This window comes from Bifidobacterium sp. LH_230, assembly GCF_056357555.1.
The window spans coordinates 79,268-97,999 of the sequence record NZ_JBKEWJ010000008.1; the positions used below are offsets into that span (position 1 = coordinate 79,268).

Below are 18,732 nucleotides of genomic sequence, written 5' to 3' on the forward strand. Positions count from 1 at the left end.
TCCTCCGACCGTTCGCATGCGGCTTGGGGAAGGACTGCGCTTGTCGCTCATGGCAGACGATGATTGTCGGGGCGGCAAGTCAACGGGCGACGTGCAGGGAATGTCTTTGGACCGGTTTTTCGAACATCCGCTGCATATTTCGCAACAAGGCGATTATGCTGTCATGCGGCAGTTTTGTAGGCTCGGAAAGGAACGACAATGGGGTTCATCGATTTCGTGGAGCATTTATTTACGCACGACGCGCCGAATACGGTGACCATCGGCAAGCCGTTGACGTTGCGTGATGCGAAAACCGCGCTGGCGATGATCGCCGTGCATCAGCCACTGGCCGATATGCGCAAGGTCGCGGATGCGGTCAAACAGCTGCAGGACGAGTTTCCGCAATTCGTCACATATGGCATGACTCACTATTACAACGAGCCGAAGCGCGTACGTTTCCAATCGGAGGGAGGCAAGTTCATCGACGCGGACGCGATCGCCACGGCGTTCGCTCAATCCGCGATTCTGCAGGACGAGATCACGATCCAGCATCTCATCGGTGATATTGCCGACAACCGCGAGCATCGCGATCCGTCCACGACGCCGGCGATCCCGATCGACGAACTGGCGAAACGTACCGGTGACCATCTCACCGGTCAGGACGACGCCGCGCGTCGTGCGTGGCTGTTCGCCTTGTACGACCAGCTCGACGACATCGACGAGGCGACCAAAGGCGGATTGGAGCCGCTACGGGTTGTTTTGGCGAATGCCGGGGCATCGGACAAGACCGCGGATGAAGCGGGCGATGCCAAGTCGTTGGTGCGGGCGCAAATCATCACGCTGCTGTTCCCCGACGTTCCGTCCGCATCCGGCGATGCTGCCTATCGCGCGCTGTCCAACCCCCAGACCGCAACCGACGACTATATGGCCGCGGTGCAGATCTTCCGCGACCACGGCGTATCCGTCCCCGAATCGGTGACACTGGAACGCTGACGCTGACCGAGGCCTGAACACGCATCACCGTCGCAACGATTAGGCCGGTCTCGGGAACAACACGTCGAAGCCAGCCCAGGAACCCGGATAAGGAACCCATGACGACAAGAACGAACACGAAGGATTCGGGTCTCGGCACCAGACCGGTGCCGCGTCTTGCCCTGACGATGTCGATCCCGACGATCGTCGCGCAAGGGGCGAATGCATCGTATACGATCATCGACCGACTGTTCATCGGGCATATTCCCGATGTCGGCAACGAGGCCATGACCGGAGTCGGTATCTGCTTCCCGATCCTGCTGGCCGTCACCGCGTTCGCGTCGCTGATCGGTGCGGGAGGCGCGCCGCGGGCATCCATCGAACTCGGCCGCGGCAACTTCCGCAAGGCCGAGCGCATTCTCGGCACCAGCGCCGCGTTCCTGATCGCCATAGCCGTGACGCTGACCGTGCTTCTGCAACTGACGAAACGCCCAATCCTCATTGCGTTCGGCGCAAGCGACGCGACCATCGAATACGCCGTCGACTTCATTTCGATCTACCTGTGCGGCACGATCTTCGTGCAATTGACGCTGGGACTCAACAATTTCATCTCGGCGCAAGGCCGTACGATGATCGCCATGATCTCCGTGCTGATCGGCACCGGCATCAGCCTCGCGCTCGACCCGATCTTCATCTTCGTCTTCGGCTGGGGCGTTCGCGGTGCTGCGGCCGCCAATGTGATCGCGCAGATGATCTCCACGATCTGGATCGTATGGTTCCTGTCCTCCGGACGCAGCGCGATTCGACTGCGACCGCGCAACATCCGTTTCGAACGGCTGATCCTGCCGGTCCTGTCGCTTGGCCTGGCACCGTTCATCATGCAGATCACCGAATGTCTGATCAACGTGGTGTTCAATGTTGGACTGCAACGTTACGGCGGCGACGATTATGTCACGTCGATCACCATCATCACGTCGCTCATGCAGATCGTCAGCGTACTCACCGCCGGATTCCAGCAAGGCATCCAACCGATCATCGGATACAATTTCGGCGCACGTGACATGGACCGTGTGCGGCAGGCGATCCGCATGGCGTTCATCACGCAGATCACATCGGCGACGGTGCTCGTCTCGGTGCTCGCCGCGTTCCCGGCCTTCTTCGCCGGATGGTTCACGGGCAGCGAGGACGTCATCGGCATCGTGACGCGGATGATGCCGATATTCGTCTGCGGATGGGGAGTGTTCGGCATCCAGATGGGCGTGCAGTGCGCGCTGGTCGGCATGGGACAGGCAAAACTGTCGATCTTCCTTGCCATCCTGCGCAAGATCATCCTCCTGGTGCCGCTCGCGCTGGCATTGCCGCACTGGCTTGGCGTCAACGGCATTTTCATCGCCGAGCCGATCTCCGATGCGACGTCCGGCATCGTCGCCGGCATCCTGTTCTTCTTCGCCTACCGCCGTATACGCGCATCCATCGGCTCTGAGACCGGCGTCAGTCGGCAGACCGACGACCTCGCATCAGCGAATCGATGACGCCGATGGCGACGCCGACCATCGCCGGAACCAACCAGCCGAGCTGGTACCGCTGCAGCGGCAGCATGGAGAGCATCGCATCCAGCCACGGCAGCGATCCACCGAATACGACGGCCAGACTCGCAACGCAGGTGGCGAACGAGGTCAACGCGACCAATGCCACGGTCCAGATGTATACGCGCTCGAATCGTCCGGCGAGCACGCGGTGGGTGAGCGCCAGCAGCACCAGTACGATCGAGATCGGATACAAGGCGGCCAGCACCGGTACCGACACCTTGATGATGGCGCTCAGACCGGCGTTCGACACGACAAGGCTGAAGACGGTGAACAGCATCTGCCACATGCGGTAGCTGACCGGCCGGCCGGCGACGGTGCCGAAGCGTTCGTGGAAATACGTCGCGCAGGTGCAGATCAGACCGGTGCAGACGTTCAGACAGGCGATGACGAACACGAGTCCCAGAAACACGACGCCGACAGTGCCGAACATCGACGAGGTGAGATTGGTGAGCACGGTCGCGCCCGTATCACGGGACGGATCGATGGCGGTGATCGCTCCGGACACCACGCCGACATAGCTCAGCACGCCGTAGATCACGATGAGCAGCACGCCGGTGCCCAGACCTGCGATGGCGGTTTCGCGACGGACTTGCAGCTCGTCGGTGATGTGCTGTGCGCGGATATTGACCGAAATCACGATGCCGAAATACAGTGCGGCGAGCAGATCCATCGTCTGATAGCCGTCCAGGAATCCCCGCGTCAGTTGGTTCGTCGTGTAATCGCCGGACGGTGCGGGCAGCATGCCGGTGCCATGAATGAGACAGGTCACGAACAGCGTTACGATCAGGGCCAACAGCAGTGGTCCCATGAACCGGCCGAGCACGTTCGAGAGTTTATCGGGATGCTGGGCGAACAGGAAGGACAGGGTGAAGAACATCAGGGAATACGCCAATTGCACCACGCTTCGGACGGAATCCTGCGGCAGAAACGGCGTCACCATCATTTCGAACGATGTGGTGGCGGTGCGGGGGATCGCGAAGCAGGGGCCTATCGTCAGGATGATCGCCAAGCCGAGGAAGAGCGCGAACTTGGGGGAGACGCGGCCGGCGAGGGCATCGAATCCTCCTGCGAACGTCACGGCCAGGACGCCGAGGATCGGCAGGCCGACCGCCGAGACGATGAATCCGGCCGAGGCGGGGAGTGCGGCCGTCCCTGCCTGTGCGCCGACGAACGGCGGGAAGATCAGGTTGCCGGCACCGAAGAACATCGAGAAGAAGGTGAACGTCATCACCAGTCGTTGACGTGCGGTCAGTTGCATGGATGTCTCCTTCGGATTCTTGACTACGGTCCGGATGGGATGGGGCGGCACGAGTGCCGATATGATGGCGGGTCTCCACCTTACCGGACGCACGAGAAGAACGGTGTCGGATGCCGGCTCCTGCTCGTGACCGTAAACGAAAAGCTCCCGACCCGCGAGATGGACGCGGATCGGGAGCTTTGCTATCCCTGACTAGTCAGCGATGAAGACGCTGCAATCAGGCGTTGACGCGGTCGATGCCGGACTGCACGTCGGCGAGGACGGAATCCCAGGACTTGATGAAGGCGGCGACACCGTCGGCCTCCAGCTTGTCGGTGACATCCTTGAGGTTGATGCCCAGCTCGGCCAGCTTGTTGATGATGGCGTGGGACTCCTCGTAGGTGCCCTCGATGGACGGAGCGCCGTTGCCGTGATCGGCCAGAGCGTTCAGGGTCTTCTCCGGCATGGTGTTGACGATGTGCGGAGCGACGAGCTCGTCAACGTACTTGCAGTCGGAGTAGGCCGGGTTCTTGGTGCCGGTGGAGGCCCACAGCGGACGCTGGACCTTGGCACCCTTGGCGGCCAGCTCGGCCCAGCGCGGGTCCTCGGCGAACTTCTTCTCGAACAGCTCGTAGGCGAGGCGAGCGTTGGCGACGGCGGCCTTGCCCTCGAGGGCCTTGGCCTCGTCGGAGCCGTTGGCTTCCAGCAGCTTGTCGACCGCGGTGTCCACGCGGGAGACGAAGAAGGAGGCGACGGAGCCGATGTGCTTGAGGTCGTGGCCGTTGGCGGCAGCCTGGGCGATACCCTCGATGTAGGCGTCGATGACCTGCTCGTAGCGCTCGAGCGAGAAGATCAGAGTGACGTTGACGGAGATGCCCTTGGCCAGGGTGGCGGTGATGGCCGGCAGGCCCTCGAGGGTCGCCGGGATCTTGATCATCGCGTTCGGACGGTTGACCTTCTCCCACAGCTCAACGGCCTGCTTCTCGGTGGCCTCGGTCTCGTGGGCGAGGCGCGGGTCCACCTCGATGGAGACGCGGCCGTCGACGAAGTCGGTCTTCTCGGCGATCTCACGGAAGATGTCGGTGGCGTTGCGCACATCGGTGGTGGTCAGCTCGCGCACGGCGGTCTCGACGTCGACCTTGCCGAGTTCCTTGAGCTGCGCGTCGTACGGACCGACCTGGCTCAGGGCCTTCTGGAAGATGGACGGGTTGGTGGTGACGCCGACGACGTTCTTGTTGGCGATGAGGTCCTGCAGGGAGCCGGACTCGATGCGGGAGCGGGACAGATCGTCCAGCCAGATGGACACGCCGTTGTCGGACGTACGCTGAGTTGCTTCAGTCATATTGTTTTTCTCCTTGATACCTTATTGGATCAAATCTTTTGGTTGTGGGGAGGGAACCTTCGTGTTGTTGCGAGGTTCCCTCCCGGACCGTCTGACGGGAATCAGGCGTTGGCTTCGGCGATGGACGCCTCGGCGGCCTCGACCACGTGCTCGGCGGTGATGCCGAGGTCGATCATGTTCTGCGCGCCGTTGCCCTGCAGGCCGAACTGCTCGATGGAAACCGGCTTGCCGTAGGAGCCGAGGTACTTGTACCACGGCATGGCCACGCCGGCCTCGACGGAGACACGGGCCTTGACGGAAGCCGGAAGCACGGCCTCCTTGTACTCGGCGTCCTGCTCCTCGAACCATTCCATGGACGGGAAGGAGACCACGCGGGCCTTGACGCCCTTCTCGGCCAGGGTCTTGGCGGCGGCCACGGCCCACTGGACCTCGGAGCCGGAGGCCATGATGATGACGTCCGGGGTGCCCTCGGTGTCAACCAGGACGTAGGCGCCCTTCTTGACGCCGTCCTTGGCCTTGGCGGCGGTCTCGGCGAGGGTCGGCACGCCCTGACGGGTCAGGACCATCGCGGTCGGCAGCGTGTTCTTCTTCTCGAAGAAGTAGCGGTAGGCCTCGGCGGTCTCGAAGGCGTCGGCCGGGCGGACGACCTCGAGCTGCGGGATCGCGCGGAAGGAGGCCAGGTGCTCGATCGGCTGGTGGGTCGGGCCATCCTCGCCGACGGCGACGGAGTCGTGGGACCAGATGTACAGGTTCGGGATCTCCATGAGGGCGGCCAGACGGACGGCGGCGCGCTCGTAGTCGGAGAACATGAAGAAGGTGCCGCCGAACGGACGGGTGTAGGAGCCCAGCAGGATGCCGTTGGTGATGCAGCCCATGGTGAACTCGCGCACGCCGAAGTGCAGCTGACGGCCGAACTCGTTGCACACCGGCCACTGCTTGGTGGCGCACTCCGCCGGGGCGAAGGTTGCGGCACCCTTGAGGTCGGTCTTGTTGGAGCCGCCGAGGTCGGCGGAGCCGCCCCACAGTTCCGGCATGACGGCGGCGATGGCGTTGAGGACGGAGCCGGAGGCGCCACGGGTGGCGACGCCCTTGCCGACCTCGAAGGTGGCCTCGAGATCATCGAGGGCCTTGTCGAAGCCTTCCGGCAGCTTGCCTTCCTTCAGGCGGTCGTACAGGGCGGCCTTGTCCGGGTTGGCCTTGCGCCAGGCCTCGAACTTCTCGTCCCAGGCCTTGTGGGCCTCGAGGCCGCGGTCGGCGACCTTGCGGGCGTGGGCGAGGGCCTCCTCGTCGATCTGGAAGGACTGCTCCGGATCGTAGCCGAGGACCTTCTTGAGGCCGGCGACGGCCTCGGCGCCCAGCTTGGAGCCGTGGGAGGACGGATCGTTGGTCTTGCCCGGGGTCGGCCACGCGATGAGGGTGTCGACCTTGATGAGCTTCGGCTGGTCCGGGGCGGCGGCCTCGGCCTTGGCGATCACGTCGGCCAGGCCCTCGACGTCCTCCTTGTAGGAGCCGTCGGGCTGGATGAAGCTGAACTCGTCGGTGTACCAGCCGTAGGCCTGGAAGCGCTTGAGCACGTCCTCGGCCAGCACCAGGTTGGTGTCGCCTTCGATCTGGATGTGGTTGGCGTCGAAGATCACGGTGATGTTGCCGAGCTTCTGGTTGGCAGCCAGGGAAGCGGCCTCGCCAGAGATGCCCTCTTCGATGTCGCCTTCACCGCAGATGACCCAGATCTTGTGGTAGAACGGGGAGTCTTCCTTCGGGGTCTGCGGGTCGAGCAGACCGCGCTGGAAACGCTCGCCGTAGGCGAAGCCGATGGCCGAGGCGAAGCCCTGGCCCAGCGGGCCGGTGGTCATTTCGATGCCCGGGGTCAGGCCGTATTCCGGGTGGCCCGGGGTGTGGGTGTCCGCGCCGCCGCGGAAGTGCTTGAGGTCGTCCAGGGTCAGACCGTAGCCGGAGAAGTACAGCTGGACGTACTGGGTGAGGGAGGCGTGGCCACCGGAAAGGATGAAGCGATCGCGGCCTTCCCACTTGGGGTCGTTCGGATCATGCTTGATGAAGTGCTGGTAGAGAGTGTAGGCGATCGGCGCCAGCGAGACGGGGGAACCGGGGTGGCCGCTTCCCGCCTTCTCGACCGCATCAGCCGAAAGGACCTTGGCCAGCTTGATGGCGCGCTCGTCCAGTTCGGTTTCCTTGAATTCGGTCATGTCTGTAATTTTCCTTCCAATACTTCGGGCACCACGCGCTCGGCTTATGCCGGGTCATGCATACCCTCACATTGCTCTTACATAGTAACCGCGTGAACAGACTTCACGGTGCGATTTTGGCGTGTTTTTGTGACTTTGTGTGCTGTTAGCGTTCACAGTTATCAGAAAAGATATATTTCGTGAACTTGGTGTGACGCGACAGGCACTGGAAATACTCTCTGGACGAACGCGTTAGCACTCGACACGCGCGAGTGCTAATACAATAGGAACGATTGAAAACGAACACCATATAACAAGGAGGCGCGTATGACGCAATCTCGTCGTATGTTGGTGCTGCGCGCCGTCGTGGAGGACTACATCCGTTCGCAGGAGCCGATCGGCTCATCGGCGCTGACGAAATCGCATGACCTCGGAGTCAGTTCGGCGACCATTCGCAACGACATGGCTGCTTTGGAGGACGAGGGATACCTGATCCAGCCGCATACGTCCGCCGGCCGCATCCCGACCGAAAAGGGGTACCGATACTTCGTGGATCGTCTGGCCACGGTAATGCCGCTGTCGAAAGCGCAGCGCAACGGCATCACCACGTTCCTGTCCGGTTCGGTCAGCCTGCAGGACACCCTGCAGCGTGCGGCCCGTCTGCTGTCGCAGATCACCGGCCAGGTCGCGGTGGTCGCGTCGCCGGCCCTGTCCAAGGCCACGCTGCGTCACGTCGAGATCGTTCCGGTCGCAGTCAACGTGCTATTGGCCGTCGTGATCACCGACACCGGCCGCGTGGCGCAGCATACGCTGCCGGTGGGGCAGATGCCGCAGTCGGACGAACTGTCGGCCTTTTGCGAAAAGGTGAACGGCCAGTGCGCCTCCCTGTCGTTCGCGAAGGCGGCCGATCAGGTGCGTGCGCTGGGACGTTCCGGGATCGGCCCCGGTGCGTCGTCGCTTGCGGAATCCCTGGCGAACGCCTTCGCGACGATGGCGGACGACGAGCGCGCGAACGAACTGTACATGGCGGGTACCTCCCATCTGGCCAATCAGACGTCGACCGCGGACCTGGCGCCCCTGTTCGACGCGCTGGAGGAACAGGTGGTGCTCATGCGACTGATGAGCACGCTGAGCGAGGAAACCAACCGTGACGGCGTCGGTGTCGCCATTGGTTCCGAAACGCATACGCCGGGACTGATGCACGTGTCGGTGGTGACCAGCGGATACGGCAGATCGGCGGCGAACGCCGTGGACGAGAGCGTCAAGGCTGGCGATGCCGGTAGTTCGGCCGATGGCATGGAGAGCGATGACATGGGAGCCGACGGCGGAACGTCTGCAGGACAATCGTCGGATGCCGAACCTGATGCCGCAGACGGAAGCAAGGTCGCCCCGGTCGCATTCGTCGGATCGATCGGACCCACGCATATGGACTACGCCACGACCATCGCCGCCGTGCGGGCCGTGGCGAAATACCTGACCGATTCATTGGCGCACGGCAGCCAGGAGATTTCCTGACCCCGCCTTATGGCACAATAACTCGCGATAAAACACGAATAAAGGACGGACATTGGCAGACTACTACGAGGTGCTCGGCATCGAGCACACGGCCAGCGAAGACGAGATCAAGAAGGCGTATCGCAAGATGAGCCGCAAATACCATCCCGATATCGCCGGTCCCGAATTCGAGGACAAGTTCAAGGAAGTCAACAGCGCCTACGAGGTGCTGAGCGACCCGGACAAGCGCCGCATGTACGATGCCGGCGTCGATCCGAACGATCCGACTTCCGGCGCCGGCGCGGGGGGATTCCCAGGCGGCTTCTCCGGCATGGGCGACGTCGGCGACATCTTCGGACAGTTCTTCGGCGGCGCGTTCGGCGGCGCGCAGGGGCCGACCCCGCGCACCCAACCCGGCCGCGACGCGCTGGCCTCCGCCACCATCGACCTGAAGACAGCAGTGTTCGGCGGTGTCGCGCACGTGAAGATCAACACGTTCGGACTGTGCCAGCAGTGCGGCGGCTCCGGTGCGCAGAACGGCTCCCAGCCGGTCACCTGTCCGCAATGCCACGGTCAGGGGTCCGTGCAGAAGGTCGTGCGCACGATGCTCGGCCAGATGATGACCTCGTCGCCGTGCGAGCGATGCGAGGGCCACGGCACGATCATCGAGAATCCATGCCCGTCGTGCCTCGGACACGGCCGTGTGCGCACCACGCGCGACGTCGGCGTGACGATTCCCGCGGGCATCAACGACAATGCGCGTCTTCGCCTCGCCAGCCAGGGCGAGGTGGGCGAAGGCGGCGGCGTGGCCGGCGACCTGTACATCGACGTGCGCATCCGTACCGACAAGCAGTTCACCCGCGAAGGCGACGATCTGCACTGCTGGATTCAGGTGCCGATGAGCTGGGCGATTCTGGGCCATGATCTCGAGATCGAGACGTTCGACGGCCCGAAGACCATCAGCGTGCCCGAGGGATGCCAGCAGGAGGATACGGTCACGCTCAAGGGGCTGGGCGTCGCGCGCATGCGCCAGCAAGGGGAGCGCGGCGATCTGATCGCGCATATCGCGGTGCGCGTTCCCACCAAACTCAGCGAGCGCGAACGCAAGCTGATCGAGGAATTCGCCGACCTGCACGACGGCGACGCCTCGCACGTCGCGCAAAGCTCCAAGCCTGCAACCTCCGGCGCCCGCAAGGGCTTCTTCAGCAAACTGAAGGACGCGCTGAGCTGAGCACAAGTCGAAAACGGCCGTTTTGCTTTATGAAGGTGAGGCAGGACAGCTGTTTTGAACCGCACCCCGATTGTTGGACTGAAGTAGTTCGGATTCGATGATCGGAGGTGCGGTTTCTCATGTCCGGGGATCGCAGACGTCATTGCGACGATGATTTCATGCGGGTTGCTGTCGTTTATGGTCCGGCTTTGTCATACATTGGAAGAATCGGATGTTGTTGGCAGTGTGTGACAGCCGATCTGTCACACACTGCCGGAAATGCCTCATAAGAGCGTGTCCTGACAAACCCGACAATCCACGGAACCTTGGAATTACAGGCAAAGTGGTTCTTCGGTCGGAAAACGTCTGACACGGCACCTTGTCACACTTGAACGTAATCCCGGGAAAACCTCTAGGTGTGACGCTGTGACATGCCATGTTTCGCCGGTTTCAGGCCGTTTCACCAAAGTGTGACAGACAGCCGTAAATGACCTGTTGCTCGCGGTCTGCTTTCGGTCAGGCAGGAACGCGGTTCATGCCAAGGTATGAGAGGCATGAACCGTATCCTTACGGTATTTCCGATGATTAGGGCGGCTTTTACTGCGCAAAAGTGACCCGGTACAATTGATTAGGGGATGTGCTTGTAAGTCTCTTCGCGCAACAAAGGAGTCGATATGGAGAGGACAGTAAAAATCGGATCGAGCGTTGAAGGATCCTTTGAGGCTGATCAGCTTACCGTAACGGTCAGCATCGAGGGCAATCATGACACCAAGGAGGAATGCGCCAAGGCATACAATGACAACCTTGCTCTGGTCCGGAGCATGCTCTCTCGATCCGGCGTTCCGGAGGCGGCCATCTCCACAAAACGGTTTGTGCTCAGGCCGCACACCGAACGTCTGTATTACAAGAAGGCGCGCAACGATTATTATTATGCCAAAACCATCGTGGAAGGATACGAATATTCCGGCGAAGTTGTCGTGACTACATCGAATCTGGAATTGGCGGCACCGATATGGCTTGCACTATCGGAATGCGGTTCAGACATCACCTTCGATATGAATTTCGGTCTGGCTGATGAGACGCCGTCACGTGACTCTCTGCTGCAATACGCCGTACAGGAGGGGGAGAAGAACGCTCGGACGTTGGCGAAGGCATCAGGCGCCGAACTTGGCCCGGTCGTTTCGATTCAATACGATTTTCGTGCGGGTGGACTCGCATATGAGGACGGTCGTGCATACGCGCCAATGGCTTATGGGGCAGCGCCCACTACACCGCAAGCACCGGAGTTCGTCCCCGAGCCGGCCCGTATCTCATGCCATGTGGACTGTGTGTGGAGTCTGCAATAAGCACAGGGTCGCGAACGCACAAAAAAGTGGTGTCCGTTCCTTGGCAAAAAAGTGAACGGGCACCACGGCATTCCTTAGATCGTCATGGTAACAAAATCACAGCAGCGAGCGGCACATCGAGCGGTATTCGCTGACGTAGCCGCCGCCGAAGAACACGCAGTGGCCGGCGATCGGATACAGTTGCCACAGCGTCGTGCGCTCCTGCCAACCGGCCTTGAGCGGGTGTACCGACTGATAGCCGTCCATGATCTCGCTCAGATAGCTCATGCCGAACAGGTGCAGCATCGCCAGATCCTCCTCGCGATGACCGCCGTGAGCCGCCGGATCGATCAGCACCGCCTCGCACGAACCCGAATCCGCGGTCCACATCACGTTGCCGCTCCACAGATCGCCATGCACGCGCGCCGGCTTGTCCGCGGCCGCACGGCCCAGCAGATCAGGAAGCGCGTCGATCACGTGCTGCGTCAGGTCAAGGTCGTCCTTCGTCAGCTCGCCGCGCGCGATGCCCAGTTCGACCATCGGCAGCAGTCGACCCTCGGCATAGTAGGTCGCCGGATCGTCCCACGTGCCGGTCGCCATCGGCACCGGGTCCTGCAGCGGGCCGAAATAGCAGGTTCCGTCGTATCCGGCGGGTGCCGAACCGAAATGGTCGGCTCCGAAATCGTGCATGCGCGCCAACGTCGCGCCGAAATCATAGGCGGCCTTCGCGGTGGGGGAACAGGCGTTCACGCGCTCGATGTCGAGATAGTCCTTGCCCCAGTCGTACACGTCCACCACGCGGGGGCCACCCGCCGCGTGCGCCTCGCCGAGCCATTGCAGGCCGCGTCCCTCGCACTCGAAGAACCCCTCCGGCGCCCACATGCGCGATTTGCGATACTTGCCCATTGCATCCTCCCATCGGCCTTGCTGTTCACCAACGATTGTGGGTATTTGGCGAGACAATGCCGGCCTTGGCGCATTCTTAGGGGGCTGTGAGTAACCTAGGGCGAGGCAAATGAAACCAAAGACATGAACTAAGAGGGATCATGAATTTCTTTCAGGCAATCATCCTGGGATTGGTGCAGGCGCTGACCGAATACCTGCCGGTCTCGTCGAGCGCGCATATCCGCATCATCGGCGATCTGATGCTCGGCGCGGACCCGGGCGCCGCATTCACCGCCATCATCCAGATCGGCACCGAACTGGCGGTCATCCTGTACTTCCGTCGCGACATCATCAACATCCTGTCGCACTGGTTCGCCTGCCTGTTTGGCAAGAACGGCAAGGACTGGAAGTCGCGCATGGGCCGCGGCGACAAGTGGGCCACGCTCGGCTGGAACGTCATCGTCGGCTCCATTCCGATCGTGATCCTCGGCTTCACGCTGCAGAACGTCATCGAGACGACGCTGCGCAACCTGTGGATCACCGTGACCGTGCTGTTCGTCTTCGGCGTGCTGCTGTGGGTCGTCGACGCCAGGGCACGTCAGGTCAAGACGATGGACGACATGACCAACCGCGACGCCTTCCTGTTCGGTCTCGGCCAGTCGATGGCCCTCATCCCGGGCGTGTCCCGCTCCGGCGGCACCATCACCGTGGGCCGTGCGCTCGGCTACACCCGTGAAGCCGCGGTCCGGCTGAGCTTCCTCATGGCGATCCCGGCCGTGGTCGGCTCCGGTCTGCTGGAAGCCGTCAAGGCCGTCAAGGACTATAAGACCGACGCCATGTTCCCGGGCTGGGGGCCGACGATCGTCGCGACGATCATCAGCTTCTTCGTCGGCTACATCGTGATCATCGGCTTCCTGAAGTTCGTGTCGACCTTCTCGTACAAGGCGTTCGCGATCTACCGCATCATCCTCGCCGTCGTCGTGGCGATCCTGCTGCTCACCGGTGCGCTGGTGCCGCTGGAGGCCATCTCCGCCGCCGCGTAGTGAGCGCAACTTTGCGACGACGGTTCTTCAGTCGAGGTCTTTCAGGAACGCCTCGGCCTCACGAATAAGCCGTTCGCATGCCGGCCCGCCGAGAGACGCCTCTTGGCGGGCTTTTTCGTCCCTGTCGTACTGGCATTCGAGACGCTGGACATAGTCCGCCAGATCATCGTTGCGTTCGACCAGTGCCGTCGCCTGGTCCTTCCACTCGGCGGCCTTGGCCGGCAGATCGCCCATGTCGATCGGCATGTCCATCATTTGCGCAAGCTGCTGCAGCAGTTGCAGCGTCGCCTGGGCGCATCCGTCGCTGCCGAGGTACTGGGGGATCGACACCCACATGGACGTCGTGTCGAAACCTTGCGAGCCGGCCATGTCGTCGAGGATCGTGGGAATGCCCACGGGACCGCTGTAGCGTTGCCCCGGGTCCGATATCGCTTGGTCTCCGTGTTCGATGTCCAGCGGCAGCTTGCGGGTATGGGGGCAATCCGCGAACATCGAGCCGAGCGTCACCACATGCGTGACGTCCAGTTCGTCGGCGATGCGCAGCGTTTCCTGACAGTATTCCTGCCAACGATAATTGGGTTCGGGCGCGATCTGCGCGAACACATGATGACCGGGGGAGAGCGCAATGTCATAGAACGTGGTCTGCGGCCAGATGATGCGTCGTCTGCCGGTCGCGTGGCAGACGATGGGACGGGTGGACTGGTAGTCGTAATATCCGTCGCATCGAATATGGCGGATCTCGCGGCCGTCGTACCGGTTGACCAGATAGCGCACCGCGTCGGTGGACGCCTGGCAGGCATCGTTCCAGCCCTCGAATGCGCTGATCATCACCGATCCGTTTCCCATCGCTTGTCTCTTCATGCTTCCTAATGTAACCTCTGCCCGAAAGCCTTGGGAATCCTTATGCCAGCGGCGTACCGCAAGGGTTTTCGGCATCTTGGGCGACGGTGCGACACGCCGGATTTGGCAAACCACACGAGTGTCAGTATAGTAATCACTCGTGCTCAGGCAGCGACAAGTTGTCAAGCATCGCGGACATAGCTTAGTTGGTAAAGCGCAACCTTGCCAAGGTTGAGACCGCGGGTCCGAGTCCCGTTGTCCGCTCTAAGGTCCGATGAGTTGACGACCTTTACGGTGGGTTAGCCAAGCGGTTAGGCAGCGGCCTGCAAAGCCGTATAGACGAGTTCGACTCTCGTACCCACCTCTCGATCGGCCGAAGCGATTCGGCTGATGACATGCAGGCCCGGGCGGTTGGCGCAGAGGTAGCGCACTTCCCTGACACGGAAGGGGTCACAAGTTCGAATCTTGTATCGCCCACGAACGTCGGCGACGGTTCGGCATTCATAATTGGATATGGGTGATTGGCGCAGCGGCTAGCGCACTTCCTTCACACGGAAGGGGTCGTAGGTTCGATTCCTACATCACCCACGAGCGTGGCAACACGTTTCGGGGCTATGGCGCAGCTGGTAGCGCATCTCCATGGCATGGAGAGGGTCAGGGGTTCGAATCCCCTTAGCTCCACTGGAATCCGCTTCTCACGGCGGAATCCTCTGCGGACATAGCTTAGTTGGTAAAGCGCAACCTTGCCAAGGTTGAGACCGCGGGTTCGAGTCCCGTTGTCCGCTCCGGTTTCACAAGCTCCCTTTCGGGAGCTTTTCTGTTTTACGCCGTCCACATCCATGTCCTGAGAACGTTCACAGCCAATGTCGGCACTCGATCCTATCGTGTCCCATGTTGATTACCGGTCCAGGCCTGCCCATTGGTAACGCGGGCCCCGATAGCAAAGGACACATCATGGCGCAAAGCTCCATCTCCATTACGGTCAACGGCGAAGCGAAGGAGGTGGAAGCTACCACCACCGGCACCGAACTGTTCGCGGACGACAAGAACATCATCGCCGTGCGCCTCAACGGCGAACTGCGCGACCTGTACACGCCGCTTGCCGACGGCGACACGGTCGAATCCGTCGCGCTCGACAGCGAGGACGGCCTCGGCATCATGCGTCACTCCGCCACCCACGTCATGGCGCAGGCCGTGCAGGAACTGTTCCCGAACGCCAAGCTCGGCGTCGGCCCGATCATCAAGGACGGCTTCTACTATGACTTCCAGGTCGACCAGCCGTTCACGCCGGACGATCTCAAGAATATCGAAAAGCACATGCAGCGGATCATCAAGTCCGCCCAGTCCTTCCGCCGCCGCGTCGTCACCGAGGAGGAGGCGCTCAAGGAGGAAGCCGACCAGCCGTTCAAGATCGAACTGATCGAAGACAAGGAAGCGCATCTCGACCCGTCCACCGCCACCGAGATCTCCGGCAAGGAGCTGAGCTTCTACGACAACGTCGACCGTGACGGCAACGTCGTGTGGAAGGATCTGTGCCGCGGGCCGCACCTGCCGAACACGCACTTCATCAAGGCGTTCAAGATCGAACGTTCCGCCGCCGCCTACTGGCGCGGCAACGAGAAGAACCCGACCATGCAGCGCATCTACGGCACCGCATGGGCCACCAAGGAGGATCTCAAAGCCTACCAGACCCGTCTTGAGGAGGCCGCCAAGCGCGATCACCGCAAACTCGGCGCCGAAATGGATCTATTCTCCTTCCCGGAGGAGATCGGACCGGGCCTTGCCGTGTTCCATCCGAAGGGCGCCGCGGTCATCAACGCGATGGAGGACTACTCGCGCGAAATGCACCGCAAGTACCACTACAGCTTCGTGCAGACCCCGCACATCACCAAGGGCGGCCTGTACGAGACCTCCGGCCACCTGCACTGGTACAAGGACTCCATGTACCCGGCCATGCGTCTGGACGAGGAGCGCGACGCGGACGGCAACATCACCAAGCAGGGCTTCGACTACTACCTCAAGCCGATGAACTGCCCGATGCACAACCTCATCTTCAAGTCCCGCCAGCGCTCCTACAAGGAGCTGCCGCTGCGCCTGTTCGAGTTCGGCACCGTGTACCGTTACGAGAAGTCCGGTGAGGTCCACGGCCTGACCCGCGTGCGCGGCTTGACTCAGGACGATTCCCACATCTACTGCACGCGCGAGCAGATGAAGGGCGAGCTGACCAACCTGCTCACCTTCGTGCTCAAGGTGCTGCGCGACTTCGGTCTGGACGACTTCTACCTCGAGCTGTCCACCAAGGACGAGCACAAGTACGTCGGAAGCGACGAGATCTGGGAGGAGGCGACCAACACGCTCGCCGAGGTCGCCAAGGACTCCGGCCTCAACCTCGTCGCCGATCCGGGCGGCGCCGCGTTCTACGGCCCGAAGATCTCCGTGCAGGCCCGTGACGCGATCGGCCGCACCTGGCAGGTGTCGACCATCCAGCTCGACTTCAACCTGCCCGAGCGTTTCCAGCTCGAGTACATCGCGGCCGACGGCACGCACCAGCGTCCGGTCATGATCCACCGTGCGCTGTTCGGCTCCATCGAGCGCTTCTTCGCCGTGCTGCTCGAACACTACGCGGGTGCGTTCCCGGTGTGGCTCGCCCCGGTGCAGGTGCTCGGCATCCCGGTCGCCGACGAGTTCGCGCCGCACCTCGCCGGCTTCGTCAAGTCCCTCGAGGACGAGATGGTCCGTTGCGAGATCGACTACTCCGACGATCGCTTCGGCAAGAAGATCCGCAACGCGTCCAAGTCCAAGACGCCGTTCATCCTCATCGTCGGCGAGGAGGACGCAAAGAACAACGCGGTCAGCTTCCGCTTCCGCGATGGCAGCCAGCTCAACGGCGTGCCGGTCGATCAGGCCCGCGAGCAGATCCTCGATGTGATCAAGAAGCGCGTCCAGGTCAACTCCGTGGACGACTTCAAGGCCGCCGTGGCGGCTCCGGCCGAGGACTGATACCGGTCCGTCGCCGATGGGTGTCCCGTGGGACGTGCATGTGTCCGTCCCACGGGACACCCATGTCCGGTGCTTTGCGATGATGCCGCTGGCAGTTGTCTGCAAAGCGCTCTAAACTTATCCCGTTTGCCAGTTTTATCCGTAGATCTGCTAGGAGCATTATGTCAGGTCATTCCAAGTGGGCGACCACCAAGCACAAGAAGGCCGCCATCGACGCCAAGCGCGGCAAGCTGTTCGCCAAGCTCATCAAGAACATCGAGATCGCGGCCCGTATGGGCGGCGGCGACCCGGACGGCAACCCGTCTCTGTACGATGCCATCTACAAGGCCAAGAAGGCCTCCATGCCGGCTGATAACATCAAGCGCGCCGTCAAGCGTGGCTCCGGTGAGGAGGCCGGTGGCGCCAACTACGAGGACATCGTCTACGAGGGCTATGCTCCCGCCGGCGTCGGCCTCATTATCGAGTGCCTGACCGACAACCGCAACCGCGCGGCCGCCGAAGTGCGTTCCACCCTGACCAAGGGCAACGGCTCGCTGGCCACCTCCGGTTCCGTGTCCTTCAACTTCGAGCGCAAGGGTCAGATCGAAGTGCCGTCCGAGGGCGTGGACTTCGACGACCTGTTCGAGAAGGCCGGCGACGCGGGCGCCGAAGACGTGATCGATGACGGCGACGTGTTCACCGTGATCACCGATCCGTCCGACCTGCACACCGTGCGCAAGAGTCTGCAGGACGCCGGTTTCGACTACGATTCCGCCGATATGGTGATGCGTCCGAAGAACGAGGTCGAGCTGACCCTCGAGGACGCCCGCAAGGTCTCCAAGCTCATCGACAACCTCGATGACCTGGACGATGTGCAGAACATCTACTCCAACTGGACCGCCTCCGACGAGGTCATGGCTCAGCTCGACGAGGAGTAATCCTTCGTGATCATTCTTGGCGTTGACCCCGGGCTTACGCGCTGCGGGGTCGGCGTGATCGAAGCCGGCGCACACCGCCGGCTTTCGTTTATTCACGTCGACGTCGTGCGTTCGTCCCCCGACACATCGCAGGATCTGCGTCTGCTGGCCATCTACAACGGGTTGGTCGACAAGATCGAACGATTCGCACCCGATACGGTGTCCATCGAACGCGTGTTCGCACAGGAGAATCGCAACACCGTGCTCGGCACCGCCCAGGCGGCCGGCATGGCCATGCTCGCCGCCGCGCAGCGCGGCATTCCGGTGGCGTTGCATACGCCGACCGAATCGAAGCTTGCCATCACCGGCAACGGCAAGGCCGAAAAACCGCAGATGGAACGTATGGTCGCCCGTATCCTCGGGCTGAACGAGCCGCCGACCCCCGCCGACGCCGCCGATGCGCTGGCCATTGCAATCTGCCATGCCCTGCGTCCCGCCGGAGCGTTGCAAGGAGGGGAGCGCGAACAGCATCTGACTGCGGCCCAACGGCAATGGGCGCTGGCTGCGCAGCGTTCCAAGCGCAGACGTGGCGCCGACCGCGGCATGTGAACGCGGCCATTGCTCGGTACGGCGTGTTGCCGGCTATCGCGCGTATCTGAAGATTCATTTTTCTCCGATATACGTTGGGCGGTCGAGCGCATCGCATACAGTTCATAGAACAGATGTTCGATTACAGG

At 62.1% G+C, this 18,732-nt stretch carries 14 protein-coding genes and 6 tRNA genes; 15 read left to right on the plus strand and 5 right to left on the minus strand.

What is annotated here, in order from left to right; all coding sequences use genetic code 11:
* Positions 1–198 precede the first annotated feature (198 nt).
* The gene (locus AC1A0G_RS05515; RefSeq protein ID WP_476528177.1) at positions 199–972 is read left to right on the plus strand and encodes a hypothetical protein; all 774 of its coding nucleotides are present in this window, start codon (positions 199–201) and stop codon (positions 970–972) included.
* Between the two features lie 98 nt (positions 973–1,070).
* Complete coding sequence (locus tag AC1A0G_RS05520) at positions 1,071–2,483, plus strand: MATE family efflux transporter (protein WP_476528179.1); 1,413 nt, start codon at positions 1,071–1,073, stop codon at positions 2,481–2,483.
* Here the strand turns inward: AC1A0G_RS05520 and brnQ are convergent.
* From brnQ to tkt, 3 genes are all read right to left on the minus strand, one after another.
* Positions 2,443–3,798, minus strand: a complete 1,356-nt coding sequence (gene brnQ / locus AC1A0G_RS05525) for a branched-chain amino acid transport system II carrier protein (RefSeq protein ID WP_476528181.1) — start codon at positions 3,796–3,798, stop codon at positions 2,443–2,445. The genes AC1A0G_RS05520 and brnQ overlap by 41 nt on opposite strands.
* 217 nt (positions 3,799–4,015) lie before the next feature.
* The gene (gene tal, locus AC1A0G_RS05530) at positions 4,016–5,119 is read right to left on the minus strand and encodes a transaldolase (RefSeq protein ID WP_094729408.1); all 1,104 of its coding nucleotides are present in this window, start codon (positions 5,117–5,119) and stop codon (positions 4,016–4,018) included.
* 101 nt (positions 5,120–5,220) lie between these two features.
* A complete protein-coding gene (tkt, locus tag AC1A0G_RS05535; RefSeq protein WP_476528183.1) occupies positions 5,221–7,323 on the minus strand; it encodes a transketolase in 2,103 nt (700 codons plus the stop codon).
* A 306-nt stretch (positions 7,324–7,629) separates the two neighbouring features.
* Here tkt and hrcA point away from each other — a divergent pair, with 306 nt between their 5' ends.
* From hrcA to AC1A0G_RS05550, 3 genes are all read left to right on the plus strand, one after another.
* Positions 7,630–8,817 (plus strand): heat-inducible transcriptional repressor HrcA, encoded by a 1,188-nt coding sequence (gene hrcA / locus AC1A0G_RS05540; protein WP_476528185.1) that lies wholly within the window; start codon positions 7,630–7,632, stop codon positions 8,815–8,817.
* A 52-nt stretch (positions 8,818–8,869) separates the two neighbouring features.
* On the plus strand, positions 8,870–10,027 hold the full coding sequence (gene dnaJ / locus AC1A0G_RS05545) for a molecular chaperone DnaJ (RefSeq protein WP_476528187.1): 1,158 nt from the start codon (positions 8,870–8,872) through the stop codon (positions 10,025–10,027).
* Between the two features lie 653 nt (positions 10,028–10,680).
* Positions 10,681–11,352 carry an SIMPL domain-containing protein gene (locus AC1A0G_RS05550; protein ID WP_476528189.1) on the plus strand — a complete coding sequence of 224 codons (672 nt, stop codon included), beginning with the start codon at positions 10,681–10,683 and terminating at the stop codon, positions 11,350–11,352.
* 96 nt (positions 11,353–11,448) lie between these two features.
* Here the strand turns inward: AC1A0G_RS05550 and AC1A0G_RS05555 are convergent, their stop codons facing one another.
* The gene (locus AC1A0G_RS05555) at positions 11,449–12,237 is read right to left on the minus strand and encodes a fructosamine kinase family protein (RefSeq protein ID WP_476528190.1); all 789 of its coding nucleotides are present in this window, start codon (positions 12,235–12,237) and stop codon (positions 11,449–11,451) included.
* A 140-nt stretch (positions 12,238–12,377) separates the two neighbouring features.
* On the opposite strand from AC1A0G_RS05555, the gene uppP reads away from it, so the two are divergent.
* The gene (uppP, locus tag AC1A0G_RS05560) at positions 12,378–13,259 is read left to right on the plus strand and encodes an undecaprenyl-diphosphatase UppP (RefSeq protein ID WP_476528192.1); all 882 of its coding nucleotides are present in this window, start codon (positions 12,378–12,380) and stop codon (positions 13,257–13,259) included.
* Between the two features lie 27 nt (positions 13,260–13,286).
* Here uppP and AC1A0G_RS05565 read toward each other — a convergent pair whose 3' ends face one another.
* Positions 13,287–14,120: a PAC2 family protein gene (locus AC1A0G_RS05565; RefSeq protein ID WP_476528194.1), complete on the minus strand. Its 834-nt coding sequence runs from the start codon at positions 14,118–14,120 to the stop codon at positions 13,287–13,289.
* Between the two features lie 170 nt (positions 14,121–14,290).
* Here AC1A0G_RS05565 and AC1A0G_RS05570 point away from each other — a divergent pair.
* The 9 genes from AC1A0G_RS05570 to ruvC all read left to right on the plus strand — a co-directional run bounded on the left by AC1A0G_RS05570 (position 14,291) and on the right by ruvC (position 18,604).
* A tRNA-Gly gene (locus tag AC1A0G_RS05570) sits at positions 14,291–14,363 on the plus strand.
* Positions 14,364–14,392: 29 nt separating this feature from the next.
* Positions 14,393–14,463 (plus strand) — tRNA-Cys (locus AC1A0G_RS05575).
* A gap of 41 nt (positions 14,464–14,504) precedes the next feature.
* A tRNA-Val gene (locus tag AC1A0G_RS05580) sits at positions 14,505–14,576 on the plus strand.
* A 38-nt stretch (positions 14,577–14,614) separates the two neighbouring features.
* Positions 14,615–14,687: transfer RNA gene (locus tag AC1A0G_RS05585), tRNA-Val, on the plus strand.
* A 20-nt stretch (positions 14,688–14,707) separates the two neighbouring features.
* Positions 14,708–14,780 (plus strand) — tRNA-Ala (locus AC1A0G_RS05590).
* 31 nt (positions 14,781–14,811) lie between these two features.
* Positions 14,812–14,884 (plus strand) — tRNA-Gly (locus tag AC1A0G_RS05595).
* A gap of 169 nt (positions 14,885–15,053) precedes the next feature.
* Entirely contained in the window at positions 15,054–17,099 is a 2,046-nt protein-coding gene (thrS, locus tag AC1A0G_RS05600; RefSeq protein WP_476528196.1) for a threonine--tRNA ligase, read from the plus strand.
* Between the two features lie 161 nt (positions 17,100–17,260).
* Positions 17,261–18,016 (plus strand): YebC/PmpR family DNA-binding transcriptional regulator, encoded by a 756-nt coding sequence (locus AC1A0G_RS05605; protein ID WP_476528198.1) that lies wholly within the window; start codon positions 17,261–17,263, stop codon positions 18,014–18,016.
* A gap of 6 nt (positions 18,017–18,022) precedes the next feature.
* Positions 18,023–18,604, plus strand: a complete 582-nt coding sequence (gene ruvC, locus AC1A0G_RS05610; protein ID WP_219070391.1) for a crossover junction endodeoxyribonuclease RuvC — start codon at positions 18,023–18,025, stop codon at positions 18,602–18,604.
* Positions 18,605–18,732: the final 128 nt, after the last annotated feature.

What these genes read in the sequence shown, in the direction of transcription:
- AC1A0G_RS05515 (WP_476528177.1), top strand. Translation starts at nt 199, where the DNA reads ATGGGGTTCATCGATTTCGTGGAGCATTTATTTACGCACGACGCGCCG.
- AC1A0G_RS05520 (WP_476528179.1), top strand. Translation starts at nt 1,071, where the DNA reads ATGACGACAAGAACGAACACGAAGGATTCGGGTCTCGGCACCAGACCG.
- brnQ (WP_476528181.1), bottom strand. Translation starts at nt 3,798, where the DNA reads ATGCAACTGACCGCACGTCAACGACTGGTGATGACGTTCACCTTCTTC.
- tal (WP_094729408.1), bottom strand. Translation starts at nt 5,119, where the DNA reads ATGACTGAAGCAACTCAGCGTACGTCCGACAACGGCGTGTCCATCTGG.
- tkt (WP_476528183.1), bottom strand. Translation starts at nt 7,323, where the DNA reads ATGACCGAATTCAAGGAAACCGAACTGGACGAGCGCGCCATCAAGCTG.
- hrcA (WP_476528185.1), top strand. Translation starts at nt 7,630, where the DNA reads ATGACGCAATCTCGTCGTATGTTGGTGCTGCGCGCCGTCGTGGAGGAC.
- AC1A0G_RS05550 (WP_476528189.1), top strand. Translation starts at nt 10,681, where the DNA reads ATGGAGAGGACAGTAAAAATCGGATCGAGCGTTGAAGGATCCTTTGAG.
- AC1A0G_RS05555 (WP_476528190.1), bottom strand. Translation starts at nt 12,237, where the DNA reads ATGGGCAAGTATCGCAAATCGCGCATGTGGGCGCCGGAGGGGTTCTTC.
- uppP (WP_476528192.1), top strand. Translation starts at nt 12,378, where the DNA reads ATGAATTTCTTTCAGGCAATCATCCTGGGATTGGTGCAGGCGCTGACC.
- AC1A0G_RS05565 (WP_476528194.1), bottom strand. Translation starts at nt 14,120, where the DNA reads ATGAAGAGACAAGCGATGGGAAACGGATCGGTGATGATCAGCGCATTC.
- thrS (WP_476528196.1), top strand. Translation starts at nt 15,054, where the DNA reads ATGGCGCAAAGCTCCATCTCCATTACGGTCAACGGCGAAGCGAAGGAG.
- AC1A0G_RS05605 (WP_476528198.1), top strand. Translation starts at nt 17,261, where the DNA reads ATGTCAGGTCATTCCAAGTGGGCGACCACCAAGCACAAGAAGGCCGCC.